The organism is Micromonospora sp. NPDC049089 (genome assembly GCF_040648775.1).
Taxonomy (GTDB): Bacteria; Actinomycetota; Actinomycetes; order Mycobacteriales; family Micromonosporaceae; genus Micromonospora.
In genome coordinates, this window is the sequence record NZ_JBEZEH010000013.1 from 11,983 (window position 1) to 33,914 (window position 21,932).

Genomic DNA, 21,932 nt, shown 5'->3' on the forward strand with positions numbered 1-21,932 from the left:
CGGTGAACGTACCGACGTTCAGTGGCACCCGAGCGCCGGCTATTGGCGTACGAGATAACTTTGTCCGAGGCGGGCCATGTCCCACGGCTGATTGGTGTCGCGCTCACCAACTCGCGTGCAGCGCGATGGTCGATTTCTCTGCACAGCCGACGGCACCGTCACCGGATTCTGGCTCCCGCCGTCAGTCGGCCGCTGCCGCAGCGTTTAACGAACCGCTGAGACGATGCGGGGCGAGGTGCCGCTCAAACGAACCTCGATCGCATTTGGCTGGGGTGAATGACGATCTCAGTGCCCGCAGCGTCGCGGACAATCACGCTGTGGCGATTCATCCGAGCCCATTCGGTCATGGTCTCCACGACTTGGCCGAGGCGCAGGCCGGGCCGACCGGTGATCAGTAGGCGATGAATTATGTCGCCCTCGTCGGGTGTGACCGACACTGGCTCGTCGAACCTGGTTGACGACTCTATCCGCAGCCATCGGGCCAGCGGCTCCCAGCCCTCCTGGCGCGGGATCTCTACGATGAAGACTTGTGAGCCTCCGCCAGGCAATAGCTCTTGCCAGGCAATGTCTGCTTCGTGGCGGATTTCGGGGCTGAGCCAGTGCATGCTTGCCAGACAATTCTGTGTGACCGGGCCGAGCAGAACGCGCCGGGCTGGTTCATTGCGGTAACGCCGGAGTAGCAGCGTTGCGAACCGGTCGGCGTCGCCGTGGTCGGCGAGTGCTGCGACAGTGATGAGCACCTCGCGCCATGACGGGTCGTGTGCGTGGTCGACCGCCTTGTCGAACAGCTTCTCGTCGAGGACCTCACGGGCGGACAGGTAGTCACGGAACGTGCGATGTACGAAGCCGAGCCGTCCTGGAACTGGTTCGGTGAGCAACCCGACCCGGGTGCGCAGGTGTTCGTAGGCGACCGCCGGCGTGTCATGAATTTCCGGCCTGTCGGCAAACTCGCGTTCGAGTATGTCGAGGACTTCCGGCTCAGCGAGCTCGTCGCTGCCTCGGAATACCATGGCGGTCGCGAGCGCCATCAGCAGCTGCCGGACAGTTCGGTATGTCCAGCGGCCGCTGTCGCCGATGGCGCGCTCGTTGTCTCGTCGCATCGCCAGCATCTCCGCCAGCGGCTCGTGAATGCTCGGGCCGCGGAGTGCGGAGTTGCCTCGTTGTGTATAGAGGACGGTGATCAGCGCGCACATGAGTGGGCTGGACGCCAATTCGCCGAGGCGGCCGTCGTCGTCGATCAAGTCGATCAGGCGGCGGGCCTGCTTCGTCGCCGCCGGAGGATCTCCGTCTGTCAGGGCACCCAGCCATTGGCGGACTAGCCGCATGATGCCGTCGCGCTCTAGCGGCAGCACCCGGGCCGGAGTGAACCGTGGCGGCAGTAGTTCCTCGGCGACATCGTTGCGGGACGTGACGACATACCGGCATTCGGGGTACCGCCGGACAAGTTCGCCGAGCCAGTTCAGGATGGGTGCCCGGTCGGCGGGGCGAGTCTCGTCGAGACCGTCGACGAGCAGCAGAAGGGAGCCGGTCGCGGCTCGCGTCCGAAGCCGGCCTGCGATGAGCGCGGCCGTCGGCTGCGAGAAGGCGAGCTCGGACAGCTCTGTGCTCAGGCGGCCCGGGACGAGCTGACGCACCTGGATATACAGGGGGAGCGTGTCGGCGAGACCGGCGAGGAGACCGTCACCGTGGCGGCGGGCGACAGCGACTGCCAGCCACTTGAGGATGCTGGTTTTGCCGGAGCCGGCTGGACCGTGCAGGAACAGCCGGGGCTGGTCGGCCAGGGCCCAGTCCACCGGTACGGGCGTGGAGTGCAGGCGCACGTCCGGCCGGATGAAAGTGGCGGTGAGCTGTTCCTGGCCGATGCGCCTCGCTAGGGGGAAGCCAACAAGTTCGACGCGATCGAGAGAGTCGGCCAGATGCGTGCGGTAGAGCTGCTCGGTGTCTTCCGGATCGTTGTGGAAGCGCGACGGCAAGTGGACCAGTGCATTCCTGACACGGTCCCTGATGTAGTCGTCCTCAGCGAGGGCCTTGATGACGTTTCTGGCACCGGGCGCCGCTGCACGGGCGACTGCGACGAAGATCGCTGCGGAGGCGTTGACCATGCTTTCGTACAGTGCCTGCCCACTCGGCGACAGATGACGCGTGAGCTGCCGGTCGCTCGCGGTCCGGGCCCGGATTAGACCGGCCACCGCAACCGGGTCATATCCGGTGCCACGAAGATCATCCTGAGTCAGGGCGGCAAGGTTGATTTGGCTGTTCACCGCACCGGCGATCCGGGCGCGTTCCTCGTCGGCGGGTTGACCCGGTCGGGGCGACCAATCAATGTATTCGACGAGCCGGCCTGCTACCTGCTCCTGAATTTCCTCCAATCGACGCATCACCCGTCGCACGATCAAGGCGCTCGGCTCCTCGGCCATGATCAGGTCACGAGAGGAGCCGTCGGCGGGGTGAGGAATGCCCAGCCACACGATCAGTGCCCGCCGGACGATGCTCGCGCTCAGCGGCCAGGCGATCTCATCGCTTCTCATGCTGCGGATCCTCCTCCCGATGCTCCATCATCTTGCCGTCCGTACCGGTGTTTCACGGGTTCGGGCGCCGACGCCCGAAGCGCGCATCCGCCGCCATCGCTCTGCGACGCAGCTTGGGATCGATGCCGGGCACTGCAGCCGCCCCCAAAGCCGCAGCTCGAATCAGCGCTCGGCGCTCTGGCCTCTGCCCGCGCATCGCGTTAGCTTCGCCGAGAAGGTCGGCGACCAGCCCTCCGGCGAGGGCCGGATCCAGATAGGCGATGGCAGCACCGACCATCCCGGAGCGCTCGATCCGTCGAGCCTCCGTTAGCAGGTAGGGAATTGAGAAGTCGGCGGCCAGGACTGCGCCGGCGAGCTGGTCGCGCAGAGCGGGGGCGACGAACCGGAGCCGGGCGCCGTCCGGGCGCAGAATCGAGTGATAGTTGATCACGTCATCGGCGCTGGGTTGACTGCCTGGCGCATTGGCAGCCATGTAGGACGTGAGCAGGTCGCGAGGAAACGGATCACCGTTGAGGGCAGCCCACCGGGCGATCTCCTGGTGGGCGCGACGCACCTCGTCGGGGCTGGGTTGCGGCTCCGGGCAGGAGCGAGCGTCCCGCTCGGCAAGGCGAGCGAGCACTCCGCTCATAAGCCGGGCGAGGTCGTCGGGCAGGCGGTGTCCGCAGGACAGGAACTCTTCGCAGGCGAGTGCGACGATCAGTGGTGTGCACATCAACTCGGCGATACTGGGAAGGGCCGCAACACCCGTGGCGAACTCGGCGGCGCGCCGTTCGACCATAGCGACCTGGTCGTCGGGCACTTCCGCTGCGACCGCGGCGAACCACTGCTGGGCGACCTCGCCGGCCTGGCTGGCGGTGAGCGGCTCGAGGTAGACCGTCGTGAAACCATGACCAGCTGGCCAGGCGGGGTCGAAGGTGCCTTCGCGAGCGGCGAGGATGACGATGGAGTCCGCGGCCGAGGCGATCAAGCCGGCGAGCGCGTCATGATGAAACGCGGCGTCGGATGCCTTACAGAGCAGCGGCTCAAGGCAGTCAACCAGGATCGTGGCTCGCCCGGCTGCGGCGAGCTGCCCCGGCCAGTTGTGCGGGCCTGCGGTCATCGACGGGTTCATGAGTTCGGGCGCCTTGTCGACCGGCGGGACGGCTGGCTGCTCGTGCAGATCGAGCAGGAACGGCACGGTTAGACCCCAGCCCTCGATCACGTCCGGCCGGCTCGCAGGGAGCACGTCGAGCAGTAGCTTGCGCAGGGTCGTGGTCTTGCCGATTCCTGGCGGACCGGTGAGCAGAATTCGCCGGCGGCGCGCAAGAGCTTGGCGCAGCGGCAGTACCTGGCCGTCGACGCGCGCGTTCAGCTCCACGTAGGCGCGGGGAAGGCTGATCCGGCGGACATTCGCTGTCGCCAAGGGTGATTCGACCAACCGCATCCAGGCCAGCACGAGGCCGGCCCGTGATCGGTAGAACGGCCGGTATTGCTCGTCGCCGACGGCGGCCATGTTCGCGGCCAGGTTGATCGGCCGGTCGAACTCGGCGGTTAGCGTACGCAGCTGTTCGAAGAGCACGCTGATCGCGATGCCCTGGGCCGCGTCGGAGTGCCGCAGTACGTCGATGAGTTGCACGCACACCGCCCGCAGAACCTCTTGGTAGGCCGGTGCGGCCTCGCCGAGATCGTCCGGCCGCCCCGGATCTTCGGCCCGATAGAACTTGTAGAGAGCCTCCGCGGAAAGCCGGCTCTTCTCGATCGCTGTCTTGCCGATCGGCACCCTCTCCAGGGTGATGCCGACGGCGGTGACCGCACCGGCCAGGTCACTGTCCGGGATCGTCGAGTATTCGTGCGGCTGCAACGCGCTGGTCGTGATGTTGTCGGCGATCTCCTCGAGCTGACGTTTCAGCTTCCGCCCGGGCGGGTCGGACTGCTGGAAGAGCTTGAGGACCTCGCCGGTGGTCTCGCCGACGAGCGTGCCGAGCGGTCCGAAATAGGCGAAGAGTGTCTTGGCGACGATCCCGATGACCGTCAGCACGGCCTCGTCGGTGGCGGGTCGCCGCATCGGCACAAGCGAAGTCCTATCAGGAGTGAGACGGCCAGGGTACGAACCGTCGCGAGCGGTCACAAGCACCCGAATGGGTCACGTCCTCGGACCTGTCGGCTCGTCCGGAGGAGTCATTGCTCCGTCTTGCCTGTCTCCCGAATGGGGACGAGCGCCAGCCCTGTGTCTCTAGAAGATCCGGGGCGGTTCAAGAAGGCTGATCCCGGTGATCGAGCAGCTGAGTGACGTCCGCACTCCGACGACGTGGTGGCGGGGCGGTCGCTGCGGCCGGCGATGGGCGGACCGTGCTCTCCGCCAGCCGCAAGGCGGTCGCCGACCCGGGTGGCTGGCGGGCGGCGGACATCCGTTCCGAAACTAGGGCGCCCAGGCGTACCTCGACTGGGTCGGGCAGGGCCACCAGTGTCGGAGCCAGCAGCATGGCCACCCCCAGGAGGCTATGACGGGATGGGTACAGCGACAGGCTCATCCTGCCCGTCCCAGGCGAGCAGCATCTCGGCCGGCACAGCTCCGCCGTACGCGCGAATGACGGTGAACTCGACCTCACCTCCCGACAGGACCCGGGGAACTTCCTCCGGGAAGCGGATGAACCCTTCGGCGGGTCCGCCGGTCTTGACCCAGCGAACTCCGGTTGCCGACTTGGTGCCGATGTTCCTCAGCAAACAGCGGCTCTTGCCCGCTCGTTGGGTAACCCAGGCGACGTCTGGCGGTGGCGGTGGCAGTGCTGCCTCGGCGGCCGATGCCTGTCGCTCTGCGGCATCCGCAGACCGCTCCGCGGCAACCGCCGACTTGTCGGCGGAGTGGGCGGATGTTCGGGCGTACCTCACGCTCCAGCCAGAGACGAGCAGAGCGAGGGCCGCGATGATAATCGTGATGATGTCTGCAACATCCATGACGGCGAACGTAGCGGGTCGCTCGCTCTAGCGTCTTGCTCCCAGCAGCACGACCGGACGGCGAGGCGGATGAGCGTCGACTACGGCTCGGTCCCGCGCTGCGAAGCGATACGCAGGCGGCGTTGTAGGACGAGGCGTCGCATCTGCTCCGCCAGCTCGGGCGGCGCATCGGAGACTGGCACGGAGGCGGCCGGTGGGCGGTCCCCCACCAGGCTTGGCCCAGTCGAGTTTCCTGCCGCGCTCCGGCGAGGAGACGCAGGTACGCCAGCCAGCCCCATAACGATGCTGTGCGCCATCGGCGGCCTGATGCGTTCCCACGACCACGCTGAAGCGGGCCGAACCCGTCGATCTGGGCGGCCTGCTCGCGCTGGCGGGCCTTCATCGCTTCGTAGAAGGCATGGTCATCACCCGTGATCTGCTCGTAAGCCTCGCTGGCCACGTACTTCACCGACTCGGCGAAGAGCGCGCCGTACTCGTCCTCGGCCGCGGCTCGTCGGAGCGTTCCGCGACCGCGCGGACCCTGACCGAGTTGCTGAACGAGGTTCGCGCGCTGCGCGCATGACGAACGACCGAGGCCGGAGCGGGAATCCGCTCCGGCCTCGGCAAGACAACCCGCTGCTCTACCACTGAGCTACAGCCCCATGTTGTGGAGCTGACGGGATTCGAACCCGCGCGCGACCGGGATGATCAGGAGCACCTCTCGGTGCTGATACCAGTATAGCAGGAATGTCCGAATCGCTGGATCGGCCGAGGGGTGAGCGACCCCTCTCGGGAAGGACCGACATGGCCACCAGGCGCACCAGCACGGCAAAGCCGAGCACCGGCGCCCGCCGGTCAGCCGCTGGGGCGGACGGAGCCGCTGCGGTAGGTGCAGGTGGAACCGACGGTGGCGGCGGAGATCGACGCCGACGTCGCGTTCGAGCACGGCCGGTGGCAGCACCGGGTACGGTGCGCGGGCCCGACCGGACATGTTGGTATACGACGTGCCGCTGCTGCTCGACGAGGAAGAGGGCCGCTTCGGGGAGCCGTAGCTGCTACCTCGCCCTGGGGGCGGCGTGGTCGCAGAATGGCCGGATGACCGACCCTTTCGCGACTGCAGAGACTCCGCCTGCCGTGCCTGACGACACTATCTACGACGGCGCCACAGTGCTCGCCGTCGAGCGGCATCCGGTCTACGGGCTGATGTACCGGTGCCGGACGTGGATGGTGCTCTACCCCTGGGTGCTGCACACCACCAGTGCCTCCGTCGTGGGGCGGGCTCGAGTCAATCGAGTGCGGCGGAACGGAGCGGACGTCGCCCAGGTGCCGGTGGGCACAACTGGCGAGCCGGTGGTCGAGCTGTTCCTCGACCGGGAGCTGCCCGTCGAGAAGGGTGACACGGTCGCGGTCGGAAAGGGCTACTTCATTGAGGAACTCGACGACCTATGAACGGTCAGGGCTTGTGGTCGTCGCAGCCCCAGCCGCCCGGGTAGAAGCGCACCTTCTTCTCGCACTTCTCGCAGCCGTCCGCCCGGGCACACACCCCTGGGGGACCACGATCGGCGGCGGGGTGAACAGCTGCGGTGCCGGCGGGTTGGCCAAGGTGACGAAGACCGGCTCGCCGGTGTCCCGGACCGTACTCGTCGAGCGGACGTCGGACTCCTCCAGGTAGCCGCACAGCCGGTTGAAGGCCCGCCGGTGTGTGCGCGTCTCCTCGTCGGCGACCTGGCCGTCGATTTGCTGCTCGTCGTACGTGACCTCTTCGGCGTCTGCGGCCGGCACCCAGAACCAGCGCGCGATCCGCTTGCCCTTGAGGTCGGCGTACGGCACCCCGGTTGCTACCGTCCTGCGATGCGATTGGGGGACCGTTCATGGGCGAGCGTGTTGGCGGTTGGGTTTGGATCAATTTCGGGCTGATCTGTGGCTGGCGCTGGCGGCTCGATCCGTTGATAGCTGGCCCGGGCTACCCGTTCTGTATTGGCTCGGCTCGTGACGGATCCGCCACCACTCACGCAGTCGTCGAGAAAGCGCGCCACCTGCTCGATGGCGTCGAGGAGTAGGCGGATGCGATAGAGCTTCTCACCCCGCCCAGTCTCAAGGTGAACCCGGATTAGAGGGTCGAACCAAACCCTGGTGCTCGGAGCGACGAGCAGGTCGCAGAATTTCTCGGTAGCTCCGCAGGCGTTGATCCTCTCGGTGCCAAAGGTCGTGACCGATGCTGTTCTGCAACACGTAAGGGATCCCTCGGTCCTTGAGGAATCCGACCTGAACCTGCAGCAGCTCCGCGAGCATGGTGTCCACCGACGCGGTCAAGCGTAGGTAGGGCACCTTGTCCCGAACTCTCGCCGCGTGCACGAAAAGACATGCGCTTAAATATACCGCTGTGGGTCAGGCGTGCGCCTTCACCAGTGAACCAGCTTGCACTCTTGCTGGAAATCTCCTCCGGTGCGGACACCACGTCCACCTTAGCGAACCGCCCGCCCGCTCCCTCGACGCGCTCTACCATGTCGACCAGACGGAAATGGTTCTCGACCAGATGGAAGCGCGACGGGTTCAAGCACGACTCACGAAGCAGCCGGTGCTCGACGTCTAGGGCACTGCGTCGCTGTTGGCGAGCAGCGAGGTATGCCGACAACATCGCGACGGCCAACGACGCGAGAGCTCCAACCGTTGCAGGGACGATGACGTTCATCAGGCGTCCTCCCGATGCCCGCGGGTCTAGCGTCTACAGTGCAGCAGCACCGACGACACTTTTGAGTGGCGGCAACGGCAGGCGGTGCATCGCTTAGCCTCTCTTCTGCCGCCCATCGGCGGCGAGGGGTGTGCCGACGGTCTGGCGAGGTGTAGTGGCGGCAGGCAGGACGGCTATGGGCTGATCGCCCGAACTCTGAAGGCACCATGACGATGATTGACGGGGACCTGTGCGGCTGCAACATTCTCCACTGGCGTCAGCGGCCCCGTCGGGCGCGAGCACGGGACGCGTCAGCGCCTCGCTTCTTCCAACGCATTTGGCCGGCGGCTAGCGTGGAACTCGATGGCCGCCAGCTCTGCCGGACTGATCGCCTTGCCCGCGGCCTGGCGCCAGCGCCCCGAGCGTCGGACGTAGAGCGCGGCAGCGCGCCGAGTGTCAGTTCGAGAAACCAGACGAGAGCACCACCGGCGACTCCGGCGAGGGCACCGGCTAGGAACAAGTCCTGCTGGGCCGCTGCATGTCGGTCGACAAGGTCACCGCTGAGGCGATACGCGTTGCGCGCGTCGGCGAAGGAGTCAAGCGCGGCACCCCACCGAAGGACACCGGAGTCGGGTAGTTCCGGGCTGGCGAAGGTTGGCTGCAGGTCCGGTGGCGGGTTAATCAATTGAACCTCGGCCTCGGAGCCCTTGGGTAACTGCGACAGTAGGAGGCCATTCACGGAGAGGACGCGGGGCCAGGGGACGACTGCGGGCAGCGCGTAGATTACTTTCGAGGCAGCAGTGTTGCTGGTGTGCGCCGCTGTTTCGCCGGTCAGGATCTCCTGTCGGAAGGGCACGGTTCCGTCGAGGACTACCGGGCTGTAGACGCATTCCGAGAGGCTCCCCAGGATGCTGGCGTGGATGCCGTCAAGCAGCGTCCGATGCCACAGCACCTCTTGGCCGTTCTTGTTCTGAAAGTCAACGGCCTCCGCGATACTTCCGCACAGGAAGACGAGTAGGCGTGGAGGTGGGGCGGGCTCCGCGTGCGGATCTCGCTCCTGGTTGAGCAGGATCGTCATCCTCGTGTGCCGTACCCCGACCGACCCGTCAAACTCGACGTGAACGGAGATCGGGTCTTGTGCGCTGGCCGTCACCGCGGCGATCGCGATCGTTCCAGGATGCTGGATCCGTGGTGCGGGAACAGACTCGTTCGCGGCCATCCGCCATGCCGCGGTGCCAGTTCCGCTCGCCAGCAGAAGCGCCGCAATCGCGAGTACACACCTGCGCGAGGCCATCGGGAAGGTCGACACAGAACTCAAGGTAACTCTGCCGCACCCGCCGCCTGCGGTGCCGGCCGCGAGCGCTAGCCGGCAAGCGGCGCCGGGACCAGGTGTCCCGCCAGATAGTCATGAGAGTCGGACTTGCCGGAGTCGGAAACAATGCATCTCGTTCCGCCAAGCGGGCTACCCTCGCCCGACTGTCGGCGTGGTCTATGTGAAGCGTTGCGGGTGAGCTTGCTGGAGTCTGCAGCGGTTCCGCCATCTGAGACACCGATCCGACGGACACCGCCCTGACCAGTCCCTTCAGGCTGAGACCTCTTCGGCGAAACCGAAGGAGTCACCGTCGACGTGGGTCTTGCGTTTCTGGTCATCGTGTTCACGAGCTCGGTCGTCACCCTGGCTCTCACCTCGACGCTCGTCCGTGCTTGCGCCAAGTCGGGGCCGGCGGCAGACTGGCGGCCGTGGTGACTGGTCCTGCGTGGTCGTCTTCTGGATCAAGGACTTACGCGGGCCGGTTTCCGCTGTCGGTGGAGCGGTTCACCATGAACGTTGTAGATCGGCTTGTCCCCGGGGTCACGACGGTTACTCTCAACGCCCGCTACTACGCGCTTCACGGCCTGATCTCCGCGGAGGCGCAGAGGCGGGGCCTGGCCCGCGGCGCGGCACAGAGTCTGTTGCGCCGGGCTGAGGTCGTCGTTGGGGCGGTGTCGGCGCGTCACTACCGCGGCGCTGGCTCGGCGCACGAGGCGCTGTCCCGACCACACGGATATGACGAGATCCTGAGGCGGGCGTCCGACGGCGGTGTGGATGTGGCGGAATTGGCCGCGCCGGGTGTCTACGCCAAGCCGAATTGGGGTTTTTGGCCGGCGTACCGGGGCTCCGAGGTTCTGCTCCGAATCGTGACCAGAGCCGACGACATCGGTCCCGGTGACCAGATGGATACCGGCGCTGTCGCTCAAGGGCTCGGCGAAGTGCTCGACCTGGTCAGCAGGCGGACGCTCGACGACGCGACGCTCGACGCCTACGAGTCGTTGTGCGTCTGCCATTCGGCCACTAGCGCCGACGGCGCTTGGCTCGCCCGACTATTCGCCGTCCCGGAGGCCGAGACGCCCGCGACGCGGGCCGGTGTCCGCCGGCAGACACTGCGCATGATCGCGCGCGTCATTCAGCTGACGGAGGTCCGCCGGGTAACCCGGGACGTGTCCCGGTTTCTGGCATTCGAGTCAGAGGCGATGAGCGACCCGGTGTTGTCCGCATTGGAGCTGTCCGACGAGTGGCGGGGCCTCATCCTGCGCAACTACTCCGTCACGGCGTGGCGGAGCCTCTGGGCGTGGCTTGTCAACGGCATCCAAGGGATCACGCCCCGCGCGGAGCTGGCCGCGCATCTCGCGGACCTGCTACCCGACAGCACCGTGGGAGCGTTCCGGGATGGGCTGCCACCAACCATGGATAGCGCGGGACAGCCGGTGCCCGCCGAGCACGATCGGGGGCTGATGGGCCTGAACATTCCCGTGCGCGACCTCAGCGTGCTGGCCCTCGGCGCTCGCCGTGGGCGTGAGCTGGTCGGTCGGCAGCTGCACGGCTTCGAGGGACACGTGGCGCAGGATCGCTACGAGGAGCTGGCGCCGCGGTGGTTGGCCGACCAGCTTGACCGATGGCACGACAGGCCGCTACGCGACTTTGCCCGATGGCTCACCGACACGATGGTCGACCGGTCCCAGCGACTCGCGCTGGCCAAGGCCCGCCTCGATCCCCGAAAGGGCGTTCTCAAGATTCCCACTCGGGTGCATCTACGCGATGACCTGCTGTTCCGCGACTCCGACGAGACCGCGGGTTCCGCCTCTCTGCGGTGGGACCAACTGGCCGGCATCCTCGCCGGCATGGGCCTGCTCGCCCGCACCGACGGGGTATGGGAGATCGGTGTCCGGGGAGACCTCATTGCTTGACCAGCCCGCCGACGTCGTCGTCGGCGACTACCAGAACGCCGGCGACGTTGTCACAGTGCCGTCGCCTCTGCCGTACATCTTCGCCGAGGAGAAACAAGCCGGCCGGCAGGCCCGGGAGGCCCTGTTCTGTACCTTCAACGCGGACCTCGGCTTCTTCGAGCGTGCCGTGCTCGGCGTCACCCAGTCGACCGGCGCCCGCGTCACGGTCGTCGGCGATCTACGCATGTCCAATCCGGATCCGCGCGCCGCGCGAAACGCCGGCACCCGTTACATACACGGGCTCGCCGCCACCCCTACCGGGAGCGCCTTCCACCCCAAGCTCACCGTCATCGTGGGGGCCGCGCGGGCGCTGGTGGCCGTCGGCTCGGGCAACCTTTCGGTCGGCGGCTGGCACCTTAATGCCGAGACCTGGACGATCGCCGCCGCAGATCGGGACAGATGCCCGCGGCTGGTCCTCGACGCGGCCGAATGGCTGCGCGGCGTCGCGCGGCTGTGCGCGATCAGCCCGCCCGCCGCTGACGCGATGGGTCGCATCGCCACCGCCCTCGAGGCGTTCAACGACGGCCAGGTCGTCGACACTGGTCACCGTCTGGTGCACACCTCCGAGGCTCCCATCATCGACCAGCTGCCGGCCACGCCCGTGGAGTGCCTGCGGCTGTACGCGCCGTTCCACGACGAGCGCGCCGAGGCTATCCAGGAGCTGCTGCTGCGGCTGACCCCGGCACGCGTCACGCTGGCCGTGCAGTCCGGTCACCGGACCGTCGTGCAACCCGAGGCGATAGCCCGCGTGATCGACGGTCTCGGCATCGACCTCGAGGTGGTGGAGGACCGACACCGCTCCTACCGCCACGGCAAGCTCGTCGAAGCCATCGGCGACGACGGCGCCCGCTGGACGCTCACCGGCAGCCCCAACCTGTCCTCGGCGGCCCTGCTCAAGTCCGTCGCCGACGGCGGCAACGTCGAGCTCGGTGTCCTCGCCCAGCCCTCCGCATCGCTGTTTCCCGGCGGCGTGCCGATCCGCCTCGACGAGGTGCCCGCCGTGCGGATCAGCGCGACCAACTACGTCAACAAGGCCACCGCGGCCACGCTTCTCGCGGCGACCCGCGCCGCTGACGGATTGCACGTCACGTTCGCCCGCCCCACGCCCTGCCCGGTACGGGTCGTGGCCTCCGCACACACCGACTTCGACACCTGGGCCGACGTCGGCGCCGTTCCCGAAGGCGCTGTCCACCACTTCATCGCCGGCGTCGACCTGCCCGGCGGATCCCGGGTGCGGACGGTGTGGACCGAGCACGGCGTCACGCGCGACGGGAATCTGGTGTTCGTTACCGATCCCGCACGCACGATGCTCCGCCTGGGCGACGAGCCACGCGGAAGGGCCCAGGGACCGATCGAGCTCCTCGCCGACGCGCGCCTGGCCGAACGCTGGCTCCACGGGGTCCGCCAACTCGCCGCCGCGCGCGCCAGCATCGCCCTGCCCGCAGTGGGTGGAACCGGCGGCCCCGCCAGCGAGTCGGAGACCTCAGCCGGCACGCCGAAGCTCGACACCGATCCCGAGGACTGGCTGCGCTACAGCGACGACGCGAAGAGCCGGCTCGGGGCGGCCATGTTCCACTTCTCCCTCGGCGGGTTCGCGGCCCTCTCCGCCGCCACCATGACCTACGGCAGCGACCTGCTCCAGCCAACCGACTTGCTCAGCGACGAACGCGCCGCCGGACTCAACGAAGACGACGCGAATACCGTTAACGACGACATCGACCCCTCAACCGGGGAGAACGCCGAGGCCGAAAGCCCGGGCAGCGCGCACGGCGAGAGCGACCCAGACGACGACACCGACGAGCGAGCGCTGCGCGAGCTGCGCCGCATCGGCCACGCCCTAACCCGTACCGTTCGCAACGACCTCGCCCACCTGCCCGCGGTCGACCGTCTGGCTGTCGGGACGCTCGTGCTCGTCGGCGTCGAGCTGGGCGCCTGGGAGACGCCGTACGGCGAACACGGATGGATCAGCGTGCTCACCGGGGTGGTGGAGACGCTCGACCTGGACGATATACCACCGGTCATCGAGGCCAACGTCGCGAGCGTGGCTGCCGTCGCTCTCTACCTCATCCGGGATCACCTACCCACGACGGGCCGCCCCGCCGAGTACCTACGCTACGAGGCAGCCGCTCACCGAGCCGCTCACCTCGTGGTCGCCGCCGACGCCATTCTCGTGGCCGACCACGCGGAGGCCATCAGCAACAGCCGCGGCTTCCCCATTGACCCAGACGACGTCATGCGCACTGTGGCGATGATCGTCGATGACGACCCGATCGCCACCGCCATCGACGTACTGGAGGATCGCCGGCCGGCCTGGCGGGTAAGCCGGCACGCCGACACCGCACTCCACGTCGGCGGCACCTTCACCAACCCGTTCCCTGCGGCGGCCGAAGCCCTCGACGCCATTGACGGTGCCGACGTCGCCGCCGTTTGGGCCACCAGCGCCAACGGCAGATGGGCTATCGCCGCTCGGGCCGCTGATGACCTAATGCGGGTCGAGCAGCGCAACGGAGCGGTGCAATGGTGGCATTACCGACTCAATGTGCTCGGCGACGCCACCCGCATCGCCCGGGACAACGAATTTGCCAGCCGCGTGCGCATCCACCATGGCCCGCTCAACAGCCCCTTCCCGGAAGCGCTGACCCTGCTCGCCAACGCCGGCATCGATGTTGCGGCGGGACCACCCGAGTAAGGCGATCGTGGGGCCGCCGGTCCCAGTGAGAGGCCGACGCCGGCCCGCGTTGTCAGACGGCGGCAGACCCTATCCGCCGCTCGGCCGCGGGCTTGCAGGTCGGCCCGTGCGCTCATGCCGATGAGCGGATGGCAGGCGGCGTCACGAGTATCGACGATCTCACCGCATGTTATGGACTGCGCCGGCGATCTCCTGCCGCAACAGCGCCGCCTCGTCGTCGCGCTCGCACAGCAGCAGCACCTTGAACTCTGGCTGGCCGAACGGGCTCGCCCAGTAATGAACGGCCTGCGACAGGATCCGGAACAGCGTGTGCCGATCCTCGGCACTGCTCGACAGCAACCGGGGCGCGTTCTCGACAACGATCAGATACCCGTCCGCGGGCAACCAGTTCAGATCACGGAGACAGTCGGACAACGCGTCCCAGTTCCAGCCGAAGTAGCCGGGAAAGAGCAGCGCATCGGAGAACTCGTAGAAGGCGTGGTCCGCATCCGTCATCCTCGTTCCATCAAGCCGGGCAACGACGAACCTGCCCGTTGCCGGTAGCACCGCCGCCAGCTCGACCAGGGAACTGCGCGAGCAGACCGCGAGCTGATCTGTGGAGCCGTTCCACCAGTTGCTTATCATTCAGCCCCACCACGTTCGACGTAGTTCCACGAGCTCAGCGGCCTCGCGCACGCCGTGTCTCCCATGGTCTTCAGTGCGCCCGGGAGGCAGCACTGCACGACGGGCAGGCCTCGACCGTAGGACCGGATCTGCCGCGAAGGACGCACCCATAGGCGTGCGGGGCCGTCAACTGGACAGCTGGAGTATCTTCTCCAGCCCGGCCCGCAGCTTGCGCCGCGCCGCCGGCTTCACCGCGAGCCGGAACCGCAGCCAACCATCGACGTCGGGGATCTCCAACTCGCTGGCAGCAACCTCGGTGAACTGCAGGGCCAGCTCGTCGTCGGACAGCGCCCACCCGCGGAGGCCAGCCTCCACCACACTGTGGGCGGGCTCGAAGCACACGGTGTCGGGCTCATCCTCATGGGGGTCGTGCTGGATGACGATCCCGCGCCCGGTGCCATCAGCGTGCTCGGCCACCCAGACCGAGAAGATGCCGTCGACCGGCCCCGAACCAGCCAACCGGAGCGTGTCCGGCGGGCCGCCCGCGCACCACGGGCAGTCGATCGGCTCCGGCTCCGGCGGTACGGGTACCGCCCAGATCGCGTCGTCGAGCACGAACCTGCCCTGCCAGGCGCCCTCACTGTCCATCCACGCCTGCACGATCCGGCGGCGTGGCCCTCGGTGCACCTGGTAGACCAGCCCGTCGATATCCACGTCACCGCAGTACGTTGCACTGCCATGCGCGGAACGCGTGTCCAGCGGCGTGACGGTGTAGCCGTCACGGCCCGCGAGGAACGACCAGTGCTCGACCGCTTCGCGGCGGCCCGGCTGGCCCTGCGCTGGCGCGCCCGACCGTGCGCTGAACAGCAGGGTAGACGGGTCCGGCAGACGACTCAGCTCCGTCAGTTCCTCGTAAGTCGGCACGCCCCGAATGGTAAACGCCGATCCCCGACGCCACTCCCGCTTCTCCCGAGCACAGGTCGGTACGGCAGCGGTCTGCTCGCGTCGACGTTCACTCTTCTGCCGCTGATAAGGCGCGGCATTCCTGAGCACGTCCGGTTGACGACCGGGCCGTGGGAGCGGGGCGGGAGCGACCGAGCCTAACGGTCGCTGGCCGGGGCGTCGGCGTTACCCAGTGCGGCTCCGGCAAGCGGGCCACGATTTCTAACGAGCGACCTGCAGGACGGTCCGTCTCAGCCTGGCCGCAACAACCGCGTGAGCCCTGGATCGGGGAGTAGCTTGGGAGCAACAGGGTGCACTGAACGGCCCTCAACCGCACCGAACGGCACCGGGCGGCACGTAACTGCACCCACCCCTGCCTGCGGCTTCGCGTTTTTGCAGGTCAGAGTGGGTGCGGCGTCCTGCTTCCCGCGGAGTGCTCAGCGGTTCTGCGCAGGAGCTGACCGCGCTCTATGTCGCCTGGTAGGGGACTGTGCGCAGCTCAAAGCGGTAAGGAGCCGTTGGCTGGCCCGGCCTTGCGACTGGGAGCAGATTGGGTGCAGGCTGGCGAAGAGGTCACTGGGACCGAAGTGCTCACCGACGCCGGACGGGGACGAGGTCTCTGGCCTGTGGTGATGCGGTCAAGGGGGGCGGTGTGACCTCCCAGCGAGGAGCGAAGTGGTCGGGCGTTGCTGCCACCGGGATGGCTGGCGCCGGCCGGTGTCTCGGTTCGCCTAAGGCGACGTCTGTAGGCGTGCTGCAGACCGATGTGGAGCGTTGCCTGTGAACATGTCGGAGTCCGCCGCAGTTCCGTCATTCGAGACACCGATCCCACGGGCAACGTCCTGAGCAGGCCTTTCAGGCTGGAGACCTCTTCGGTGGACCCGAAGGCGTCAGCGTCGGCACCCCGGCGGAGGCGGTGGAGCGGCTCCGCTCATGCCGAGAACAGTGCGCATGATCAGGCTCGTAGCAGACGTACCTTCGGATGCCGTCGGTCGCGCCTCGGTGCGGTGAGACTCTGCCGTGCGTACGCGTCCGGACACCTGCGACGGTTGGATGGGCAGTTGGGGGACTGGTCAGAGTGGTTCCCACAGGTGACGGCGTTTCCACCTTTCGTGGCCGGCTCGGAATTCCTGCAGGAGCCGCAGGGCTGCTTCGCGGTCGGTGGTCTGGCAGCGGAAGTGCCGGTCGATGGAACCTTCCTGATACTCGAGTGCGTATGTCCCGGCGGGTGCTCCGGCAGCGTCGCCGTAGCCCACCTGGACGAACCACCCATCGGCGCGTTCGAGAATCACGTAGCCGTCGTTCTCGCCGACCTGGCCGATGATCCATTCCAATCGGCCCGCGTCGGGGTCGGGCATCGTCGGCAGACTCTCCGACGAGAGCGAAAAGAGGGCTGCGTGGCCCGGCGCGTTGGGGTTCACGACGTGGTAGCCCGGTTCGTAGCAGATCAGGCCGTGCTCGGCGGCGAGAGTCAGGACGGCGGTACCGACCTCGTTCGCTCGCGACCAGACGCACGAGACGGTCAGAATCGCGTCGGAACGCTCGGGAGTCATGCTCCACACTCCGAGCCGGTCGACGTCATCATCGCCGAGACTCTCCAGCGGCGGGAAGCGATCGAGCAGTGCGTCATAGAACCGCCCTACGGCGGGATGCGCGGCGAACACTTCTTGTCCGCCGTCTCCCCAACGCTCCAGCTTTGCTCGCGCCTCGGCCGTAGTGACTGGTTGGTCCTCGTGCCAGACGTACAGGTCAAAACTCACCGCAACCCCAAGTGCCTCAGCCAGACCGGCGACGACAGCGTAGGTCCCGCTACCGTGCCCGAGAACCCCCGCCCGGATCTGCCGCCGACGGTGATTGCAACTGACAGCGTGGCCAGCAGTACCGACACCTCCTCGAGGTCGAGGTCAGGTAGGTTGGCCTCGGGCGTCCGGGTCTGAGGGCCAGATCATTGGTGGGCGCTGGACTGCGTCCCGTCGAGTTCCTCTCGGCGCCAGTAGGTAGGGGAGTTGCTGCAGAGCTGGCAGGCGAGGACCAGCGGCTGACCGGCTCGTCCGGGCGGCTTGTTACCGCAGCAGAAGGGCAGGGTTCTCGCCTCGGACGTTTCGGCCTGCGTGGCGTCGGGACCGTATCGCCGTTCGCAGGCGCGTCTTGCCGTCTCGTCGCGCCGGGGGTCGCTTGCGGTTTCGGCGAGCTCGACGGTCCCGCCCCGTTCGCCGGCGACCGTGCTGTGAGCATCGGCAGGGATCCAGCTAACGCGGTCGCGGTGCCGGTAGGGCAGCCAAGCCCCATGCAAGATGCCTTCGAGTAGGTGGTCGAGGTGAAGGCGAGGGCCACAGGGAAATATGGCGGTTGTGGCGGCCTTTTGCCGGCTGTAGCTGTACGGGTTGAGCGTCGGGTACAGGTGCAACCGGCCGCACGGCATGGTCTTGCGGGTGGACGGGCCCCCGGGGGGGGCCGGCCCCCGGTGCGCCCCGCCCCCCCCGTGCGGCTGGAACGGGATGGCACCCGCGCCGACCTCCAGGCGGGTCTCGGACAGGTACATGCGGTGGTCGTCGAGGGCCGGTACGGACAGGTGTGGCACCGGGTGCAGGAACGCGATGTCGTCGGCGCCGCGGTCGGTGGTCCACACCACCCGGTCTCCGGCCCTGCGGAGCGCTCGTTGTCGGGCCCGGATAGTCCGAGGGGTTTCCTTAGAGTGCTGGATCTCCCCGGCGACCGTTAGGACCGGGCCGATGGCCAGGACGTCCGGTCGGCGGCGGGCGCGTGGCCGCCACACTTCAACCTCCACCGTGCCGCCGGCGGACTCCCATGTGCGGGCCTTGCGCTCTTTGAGCGCCTTGTGGGTGTCGGTCTCGGGCTGGTGTTCCGGGTGCGGGGAACGGCCGTCCTCGTGTCGGAATACCGGGCCGTGCCGGCCTTCTACGAAGGTCAGCCATACCGGCGTGCGGGGCAGCCCTCTTTGGGACTGGTAGCGCATGCAAAGCAGGCAAAGCAGTTTCTTACCACCGATGCCGTGGGGGCGGTCGTTGGCCAGCCGCTCGCGCAGATCGGGTTGGTCGGGGTGCCCCCAGAGCGTGAGTCGCGGCTGCAACTCGACCGCGGCCGGCACGTAGAACACACCGTCGTTGAAGGCGAGCGGGTCGAGGTGTTCCCAGACTGGTCGGTTCACGGGTCCCCCTAAGCGGTGGTCCTGCTCGCAGCCGACGGAGCAACGGGTTACACGCTAGCTACCAAGGGTAGCTTCCATCGAGGATGGCCATCGTGCTGACCGCTCTGACCTCAACAGCGCTATCGCCTGTCTCGTCGGGCTCGCCGCTCGGATGACGACCGTGACCGGTTGCTGCGGGCGGTGGGGGCTGTTTGCTCACTGACCGCCTACCGATCGGCGTGAGCGGCGACGCTCCGCCCCTACCGCTCGGAGCGGTGACGCCGCTGCCTTCGTCGTGCCCGAGCAGGTCCTCGAGAAGCCGAAGCAGTTCACGATGGTACTAAGCGAGTTTGAGGCAGCCGCTGGTCCCGCCGTTCGGGCGCGACGCCGTCGCCGCTGGCCGGCAGCAGACCGGGCGGCGTGAGCGGCGCCGTTGGCTGGCCGTCCCAGTCGAGGCACGGCTGGTCGACTGGTTGTGGTACGGACTGGTCGGGGCGCGACGGGAATATTGGTGGGGCAAAGATCGAGCGAGGGTGACCGTGAGCAGGTGGCGTTGGTCAAACAACGAACGGACGTCAGGTCACCCTGTGGTGATTGGTCGGCGGAGGCAATTCTTGCAGGTTCGGGTCAAGATGAAGGGTCTCGATGGAAGGAGAGCCCTGTGCCCCGAGGAGCGCCGCGAGTTCGAGCTGTCGCGGCGCGCCGCCGTCCGCGTCGCTCGGTGGCGCCGCCTTCAGCCGTCAGCGGTCGGGTGCAGACGTGGCTGGCTGTCGTCTCGTCGGTGCTCACCCTGCTGGCTCTCGGAATCGCCTTCTGGACGCTTCGAGATCAGCAAGAGATCAACCGGTCGCAATTGAAGATCAACCAGGCGCAATTGGGGCTAGCCAAGATTGAGAATGAGCGGTACGAGCAGCGGTACGCCGCCCGGGTGTCCTTTTGGTACGCGGACCGAGCGCCTGATGAGGTGAACACATATCCCACTTTCGTAATCTACAACCGGTCGCCTGTGCCGATCATGCGCATCCATTTCGAGATGGCCCAGGTGAGCGTGAAGCCGACCCCGCACGTCCTCTACGGCGGCAATCTCAACGCCCCGCCGTGCTCGATACTGACAGTGCGGGTTTTGTACGACGACTACACCAGCCAACCGAAGGCCCCGGCGCACGACCGGCCGATGAGCATGCGGTTCCTTGACACCGTCGGCTGGTGGCGTATCACGACGGTGGACAGCATTCAGTTCGGGGCGGTACGGGCGCCCGTTCCGCTCGACGAGGGGGACAGGCCACCGATTCAGATCGATCCCGCCTTCGCGCTGCGGGAGATTCCCGGGACGCGGCAGGAAGCTCCCGATTGTAGCGAGGGCGGCTAGCAGACGACGCTTATGTGGCTGGCTGTTGCCGGTGACGGTAGAGCAGCATGGCGGCGGCTTCAGCTTTGGCGTGTTAGACGTCGAGTTCGACGATGACGGAGGTGTAGACGTCGGTCATGGCGGCGGAGGAGTGGCCCAGGAGTTCTGGATAACTTTGAGGTAGGTGGCGGCGCAGTACCGCAGGTCGTGCGGTGAAGCGTTGCGGGTGAGATTGCCGGAGTCCGCCGAAGTTTCGTCTCTCGAGACACCGATCCCACACGCAACGTCCTGAGCTGGCCCTCTAAGCTGGAGATCTCTTCGGCGGGCCCGAAGGCGTCAGCGTTGGCGTCCTCGTAGAGGCGGTAGGGCGGATTCCGCTCATGGCCGATGAGCGGATGCCACCGGTCTCGGCCATGAGGAACGCTTGGCTTGGTCTCCGAGGTTGGCGGGCTGATGACCCATCGCGCTGTCATTGCCCGGGAGTACGACCTGCCGGCCGTCATCGGCGTCGAGCGGTCCAACCGCCCGATCCGTCACGGCCAGCGCATTCGCTTGCACGGCACCGACGGCGTCGTCGAGTTCCTGCCGTAGGCGGCCAGCACCGGATTCAGCGCAGGTCGGGTCCGCCCTCTACGGCAAGTTCGCCGAGCACGCTGAACCCGTCGTCGACTACGTCGTTCGGGTCGTCCGTGTCCTCAACAACGAAGACTTCGATTGGCTCCTCGTCCAGAAGCTGAGGGTACTTTTCCAGCAGGAACCGGCGCCGGTACGCCATTTCGGCGGTGTCGACGATTCCCTCCAGGGTGGTCCAGTTGAGGGTGCCGCCGACCAGGATTCCGGCTACCGGAACGACCTTGCCGAGACCCTTCTTGGTGAGGGTGTGGCCGACCGCTTCCGCGAACCGTCCGGCGATCCGGGCGACGACCGAATCGTTCAGAGCCTTCCACGTCTTACCGCGGACAAGTGCCTGGGTGAGGCGCGAGATGTCGGCGAAGGCAGCGTTCTTCGCGCCGACGGACGCGGCCGTCCCGGCGTTGACGACGGACAGCACGAAGAGCTTCTCGGCCGGCTCTTCTGGGTCGTAGCCGTACAGCAGCGAGACATGGCCGACTGCGCGCGATGCGAGTCCGATGACGATGGCGGCGTCGCCGGCGAGAGCGCCGACGATGGCACCTCCCGACGGCGCCGCCGCCGCGCCGCCGGAGACCGCGGTAGCCAGCTCGCCTCCCGAGATCACCAGCCCCGCACCCATCCCCGAGACTGCGGCAGTAGCCGGGTAGTACCAGCTTAAAGCTCGCCCGCGGACCGCGTGGATCTGCTCGAGGTCGAGACGCCGTAGGTCGGAGAGCTTGGTGACGTCGTGCCCGCGCTTCTGGTGGAGCTCCACCACCCGCTTGGGCGAGAGCCCGGCTCGCGAAATCTTCGCCACCGTTCGCTGCATCGCGCCCAGAGCACTGCCACTCCAGTCCGTCGCGCTGGTGGGGAGGACGCCGGCGGTTTTGCGAGCCCCAGTGCCGATGGCGCTCGCACCCTTGGCAGCAATGCCGCGCCCCCGCGACACGACTGATTGAGCTCCCGGGTGGTTTTCCAGGTACGTCGCCGCACGCCGACCGAGTGCCGCGGCGCCGTTGGACACGCCCTCGCCGGCGCTGCGCAACGCGGCCGACAGGGGCCTGCCCTTGAACCGCTGAATGTCACGCCACGCCGCGAGCTCGTACTCCGAGGGTTCTGCCATGTTGCCCAGGTTAGTGGCCTGAACCGCCGCGAATGATCAGGTAGGCGGCCGAATTGGCGTTGGCCCGATCGGCGTTAACCAAGTGGTGCAG

General features: G+C 67.4%; 17 protein-coding genes. 7 read left to right on the forward strand and 10 right to left on the reverse strand.

Annotated features, from left to right (window positions below):
- Positions 1 to 242: 242 nt before the first annotated feature.
- From AB0B48_RS04400 to AB0B48_RS04410, 3 genes are all read right to left on the reverse strand, one after another.
- Entirely contained in the window at positions 243 to 2,528 is a 2,286-nt protein-coding gene (locus tag AB0B48_RS04400) for an NACHT domain-containing protein (protein ID WP_357195732.1), read from the reverse strand.
- A gap of 52 nt (positions 2,529 to 2,580) precedes the next feature.
- Positions 2,581 to 4,572, reverse strand: coding sequence for a hypothetical protein (locus tag AB0B48_RS04405; RefSeq protein ID WP_357195734.1), 1,992 nt, complete (start codon positions 4,570 to 4,572; stop codon positions 2,581 to 2,583).
- A gap of 434 nt (positions 4,573 to 5,006) precedes the next feature.
- Positions 5,007 to 5,462, reverse strand: coding sequence for a hypothetical protein (locus tag AB0B48_RS04410; protein WP_357195737.1), 456 nt, complete (start codon positions 5,460 to 5,462; stop codon positions 5,007 to 5,009).
- Between the two features lie 397 nt (positions 5,463 to 5,859).
- Here AB0B48_RS04410 and AB0B48_RS04415 point away from each other — a divergent pair, with 397 nt between their 5' ends.
- Together AB0B48_RS04415 and AB0B48_RS04420 are read left to right on the forward strand one after the other, a co-directional pair.
- Positions 5,860 to 6,024 carry a hypothetical protein gene (locus tag AB0B48_RS04415; RefSeq protein WP_357195740.1) on the forward strand — a complete coding sequence of 55 codons (165 nt, stop codon included), beginning with the start codon at positions 5,860 to 5,862 and terminating at the stop codon, positions 6,022 to 6,024.
- A 551-nt stretch (positions 6,025 to 6,575) separates the two neighbouring features.
- Positions 6,576 to 6,890, forward strand: a complete 315-nt coding sequence (locus tag AB0B48_RS04420) for a hypothetical protein (RefSeq protein WP_357195743.1) — start codon at positions 6,576 to 6,578, stop codon at positions 6,888 to 6,890.
- On the opposite strand, the gene AB0B48_RS04425 is transcribed toward AB0B48_RS04420, so the two are convergent.
- The gene (locus AB0B48_RS04425; RefSeq protein ID WP_357195746.1) at positions 6,885 to 7,271 is read right to left on the reverse strand and encodes a hypothetical protein; all 387 of its coding nucleotides are present in this window, start codon (positions 7,269 to 7,271) and stop codon (positions 6,885 to 6,887) included. The two genes, AB0B48_RS04420 and AB0B48_RS04425, sit on opposite strands and share 6 nt — an antisense overlap.
- Before the next feature lie 41 nt (positions 7,272 to 7,312).
- Here AB0B48_RS04425 and AB0B48_RS04430 point away from each other — a divergent pair, with 41 nt between their 5' ends.
- Positions 7,313 to 7,501 carry a hypothetical protein gene (locus AB0B48_RS04430; RefSeq protein WP_357195748.1) on the forward strand — a complete coding sequence of 63 codons (189 nt, stop codon included), beginning with the start codon at positions 7,313 to 7,315 and terminating at the stop codon, positions 7,499 to 7,501.
- 888 nt (positions 7,502 to 8,389) lie between these two features.
- Here AB0B48_RS04430 and AB0B48_RS04435 read toward each other — a convergent pair.
- On the reverse strand, positions 8,390 to 9,421 hold the full coding sequence (locus AB0B48_RS04435) for a hypothetical protein (RefSeq protein ID WP_357195751.1): 1,032 nt from the start codon (positions 9,419 to 9,421) through the stop codon (positions 8,390 to 8,392).
- 497 nt (positions 9,422 to 9,918) lie between these two features.
- On the opposite strand from AB0B48_RS04435, the gene AB0B48_RS04440 reads away from it, so the two are divergent.
- The gene (locus AB0B48_RS04440) at positions 9,919 to 11,337 is read left to right on the forward strand and encodes a hypothetical protein (protein WP_357195754.1); all 1,419 of its coding nucleotides are present in this window, start codon (positions 9,919 to 9,921) and stop codon (positions 11,335 to 11,337) included.
- A gap of 166 nt (positions 11,338 to 11,503) precedes the next feature.
- The gene (locus AB0B48_RS04445; RefSeq protein ID WP_357195757.1) at positions 11,504 to 14,065 is read left to right on the forward strand and encodes a hypothetical protein; all 2,562 of its coding nucleotides are present in this window, start codon (positions 11,504 to 11,506) and stop codon (positions 14,063 to 14,065) included.
- Between the two features lie 159 nt (positions 14,066 to 14,224).
- On the opposite strand, the gene AB0B48_RS04450 is transcribed toward AB0B48_RS04445, so the two are convergent.
- From AB0B48_RS04450 to AB0B48_RS04465, 4 genes are all read right to left on the reverse strand, one after another.
- Positions 14,225 to 14,689, reverse strand: a complete 465-nt coding sequence (locus AB0B48_RS04450; RefSeq protein ID WP_357195760.1) for a barstar family protein — start codon at positions 14,687 to 14,689, stop codon at positions 14,225 to 14,227.
- 165 nt (positions 14,690 to 14,854) lie between these two features.
- Complete coding sequence (locus tag AB0B48_RS04455; RefSeq protein WP_357195763.1) at positions 14,855 to 15,592, reverse strand: hypothetical protein; 738 nt, start codon at positions 15,590 to 15,592, stop codon at positions 14,855 to 14,857.
- Positions 15,593 to 16,683: 1,091 nt separating this feature from the next.
- The gene (locus AB0B48_RS04460) at positions 16,684 to 17,370 is read right to left on the reverse strand and encodes a hypothetical protein (protein WP_357195766.1); all 687 of its coding nucleotides are present in this window, start codon (positions 17,368 to 17,370) and stop codon (positions 16,684 to 16,686) included.
- Positions 17,371 to 17,555: 185 nt separating this feature from the next.
- Positions 17,556 to 18,779: a hypothetical protein gene (locus AB0B48_RS04465; RefSeq protein WP_357195769.1), complete on the reverse strand. Its 1,224-nt coding sequence runs from the start codon at positions 18,777 to 18,779 to the stop codon at positions 17,556 to 17,558.
- Positions 18,780 to 19,539: 760 nt separating this feature from the next.
- Here AB0B48_RS04465 and AB0B48_RS04470 point away from each other — a divergent pair.
- Both AB0B48_RS04470 and AB0B48_RS04475 read left to right on the forward strand, forming a co-directional pair.
- The gene (locus AB0B48_RS04470; RefSeq protein ID WP_357195772.1) at positions 19,540 to 20,127 is read left to right on the forward strand and encodes a hypothetical protein; all 588 of its coding nucleotides are present in this window, start codon (positions 19,540 to 19,542) and stop codon (positions 20,125 to 20,127) included.
- Between the two features lie 432 nt (positions 20,128 to 20,559).
- A complete protein-coding gene (locus AB0B48_RS04475) occupies positions 20,560 to 20,697 on the forward strand; it encodes a PEP-utilizing enzyme (protein WP_357195775.1) in 138 nt (45 codons plus the stop codon).
- A gap of 16 nt (positions 20,698 to 20,713) precedes the next feature.
- Here the strand turns inward: AB0B48_RS04475 and AB0B48_RS04480 are convergent, their stop codons facing one another.
- Complete coding sequence (locus AB0B48_RS04480) at positions 20,714 to 21,841, reverse strand: EcsC family protein (RefSeq protein ID WP_357195778.1); 1,128 nt, start codon at positions 21,839 to 21,841, stop codon at positions 20,714 to 20,716.
- Between the last annotated feature and the right edge of the window lie 91 nt (positions 21,842 to 21,932).

Bases quoted from the DNA above. Each gene is read 5' to 3' on its own strand.
- AB0B48_RS04400 (WP_357195732.1), bottom strand. From the start codon at position 2,528: ATGAGAAGCGATGAGATCGCCTGGCCGCTGAGCGCGAGCATCGTCCGG.
- AB0B48_RS04405 (WP_357195734.1), bottom strand. From the start codon at position 4,572: ATGCGGCGACCCGCCACCGACGAGGCCGTGCTGACGGTCATCGGGATC.
- AB0B48_RS04410 (WP_357195737.1), bottom strand. From the start codon at position 5,462: ATGGATGTTGCAGACATCATCACGATTATCATCGCGGCCCTCGCTCTG.
- AB0B48_RS04415 (WP_357195740.1), top strand. From the start codon at position 5,860: ATGGTCATCACCCGTGATCTGCTCGTAAGCCTCGCTGGCCACGTACTT.
- AB0B48_RS04430 (WP_357195748.1), top strand. From the start codon at position 7,313: ATGGGCGAGCGTGTTGGCGGTTGGGTTTGGATCAATTTCGGGCTGATC.
- AB0B48_RS04450 (WP_357195760.1), bottom strand. From the start codon at position 14,689: ATGATAAGCAACTGGTGGAACGGCTCCACAGATCAGCTCGCGGTCTGC.
- AB0B48_RS04475 (WP_357195775.1), top strand. From the start codon at position 20,560: ATGACCCATCGCGCTGTCATTGCCCGGGAGTACGACCTGCCGGCCGTC.
- AB0B48_RS04480 (WP_357195778.1), bottom strand. From the start codon at position 21,841: ATGGCAGAACCCTCGGAGTACGAGCTCGCGGCGTGGCGTGACATTCAG.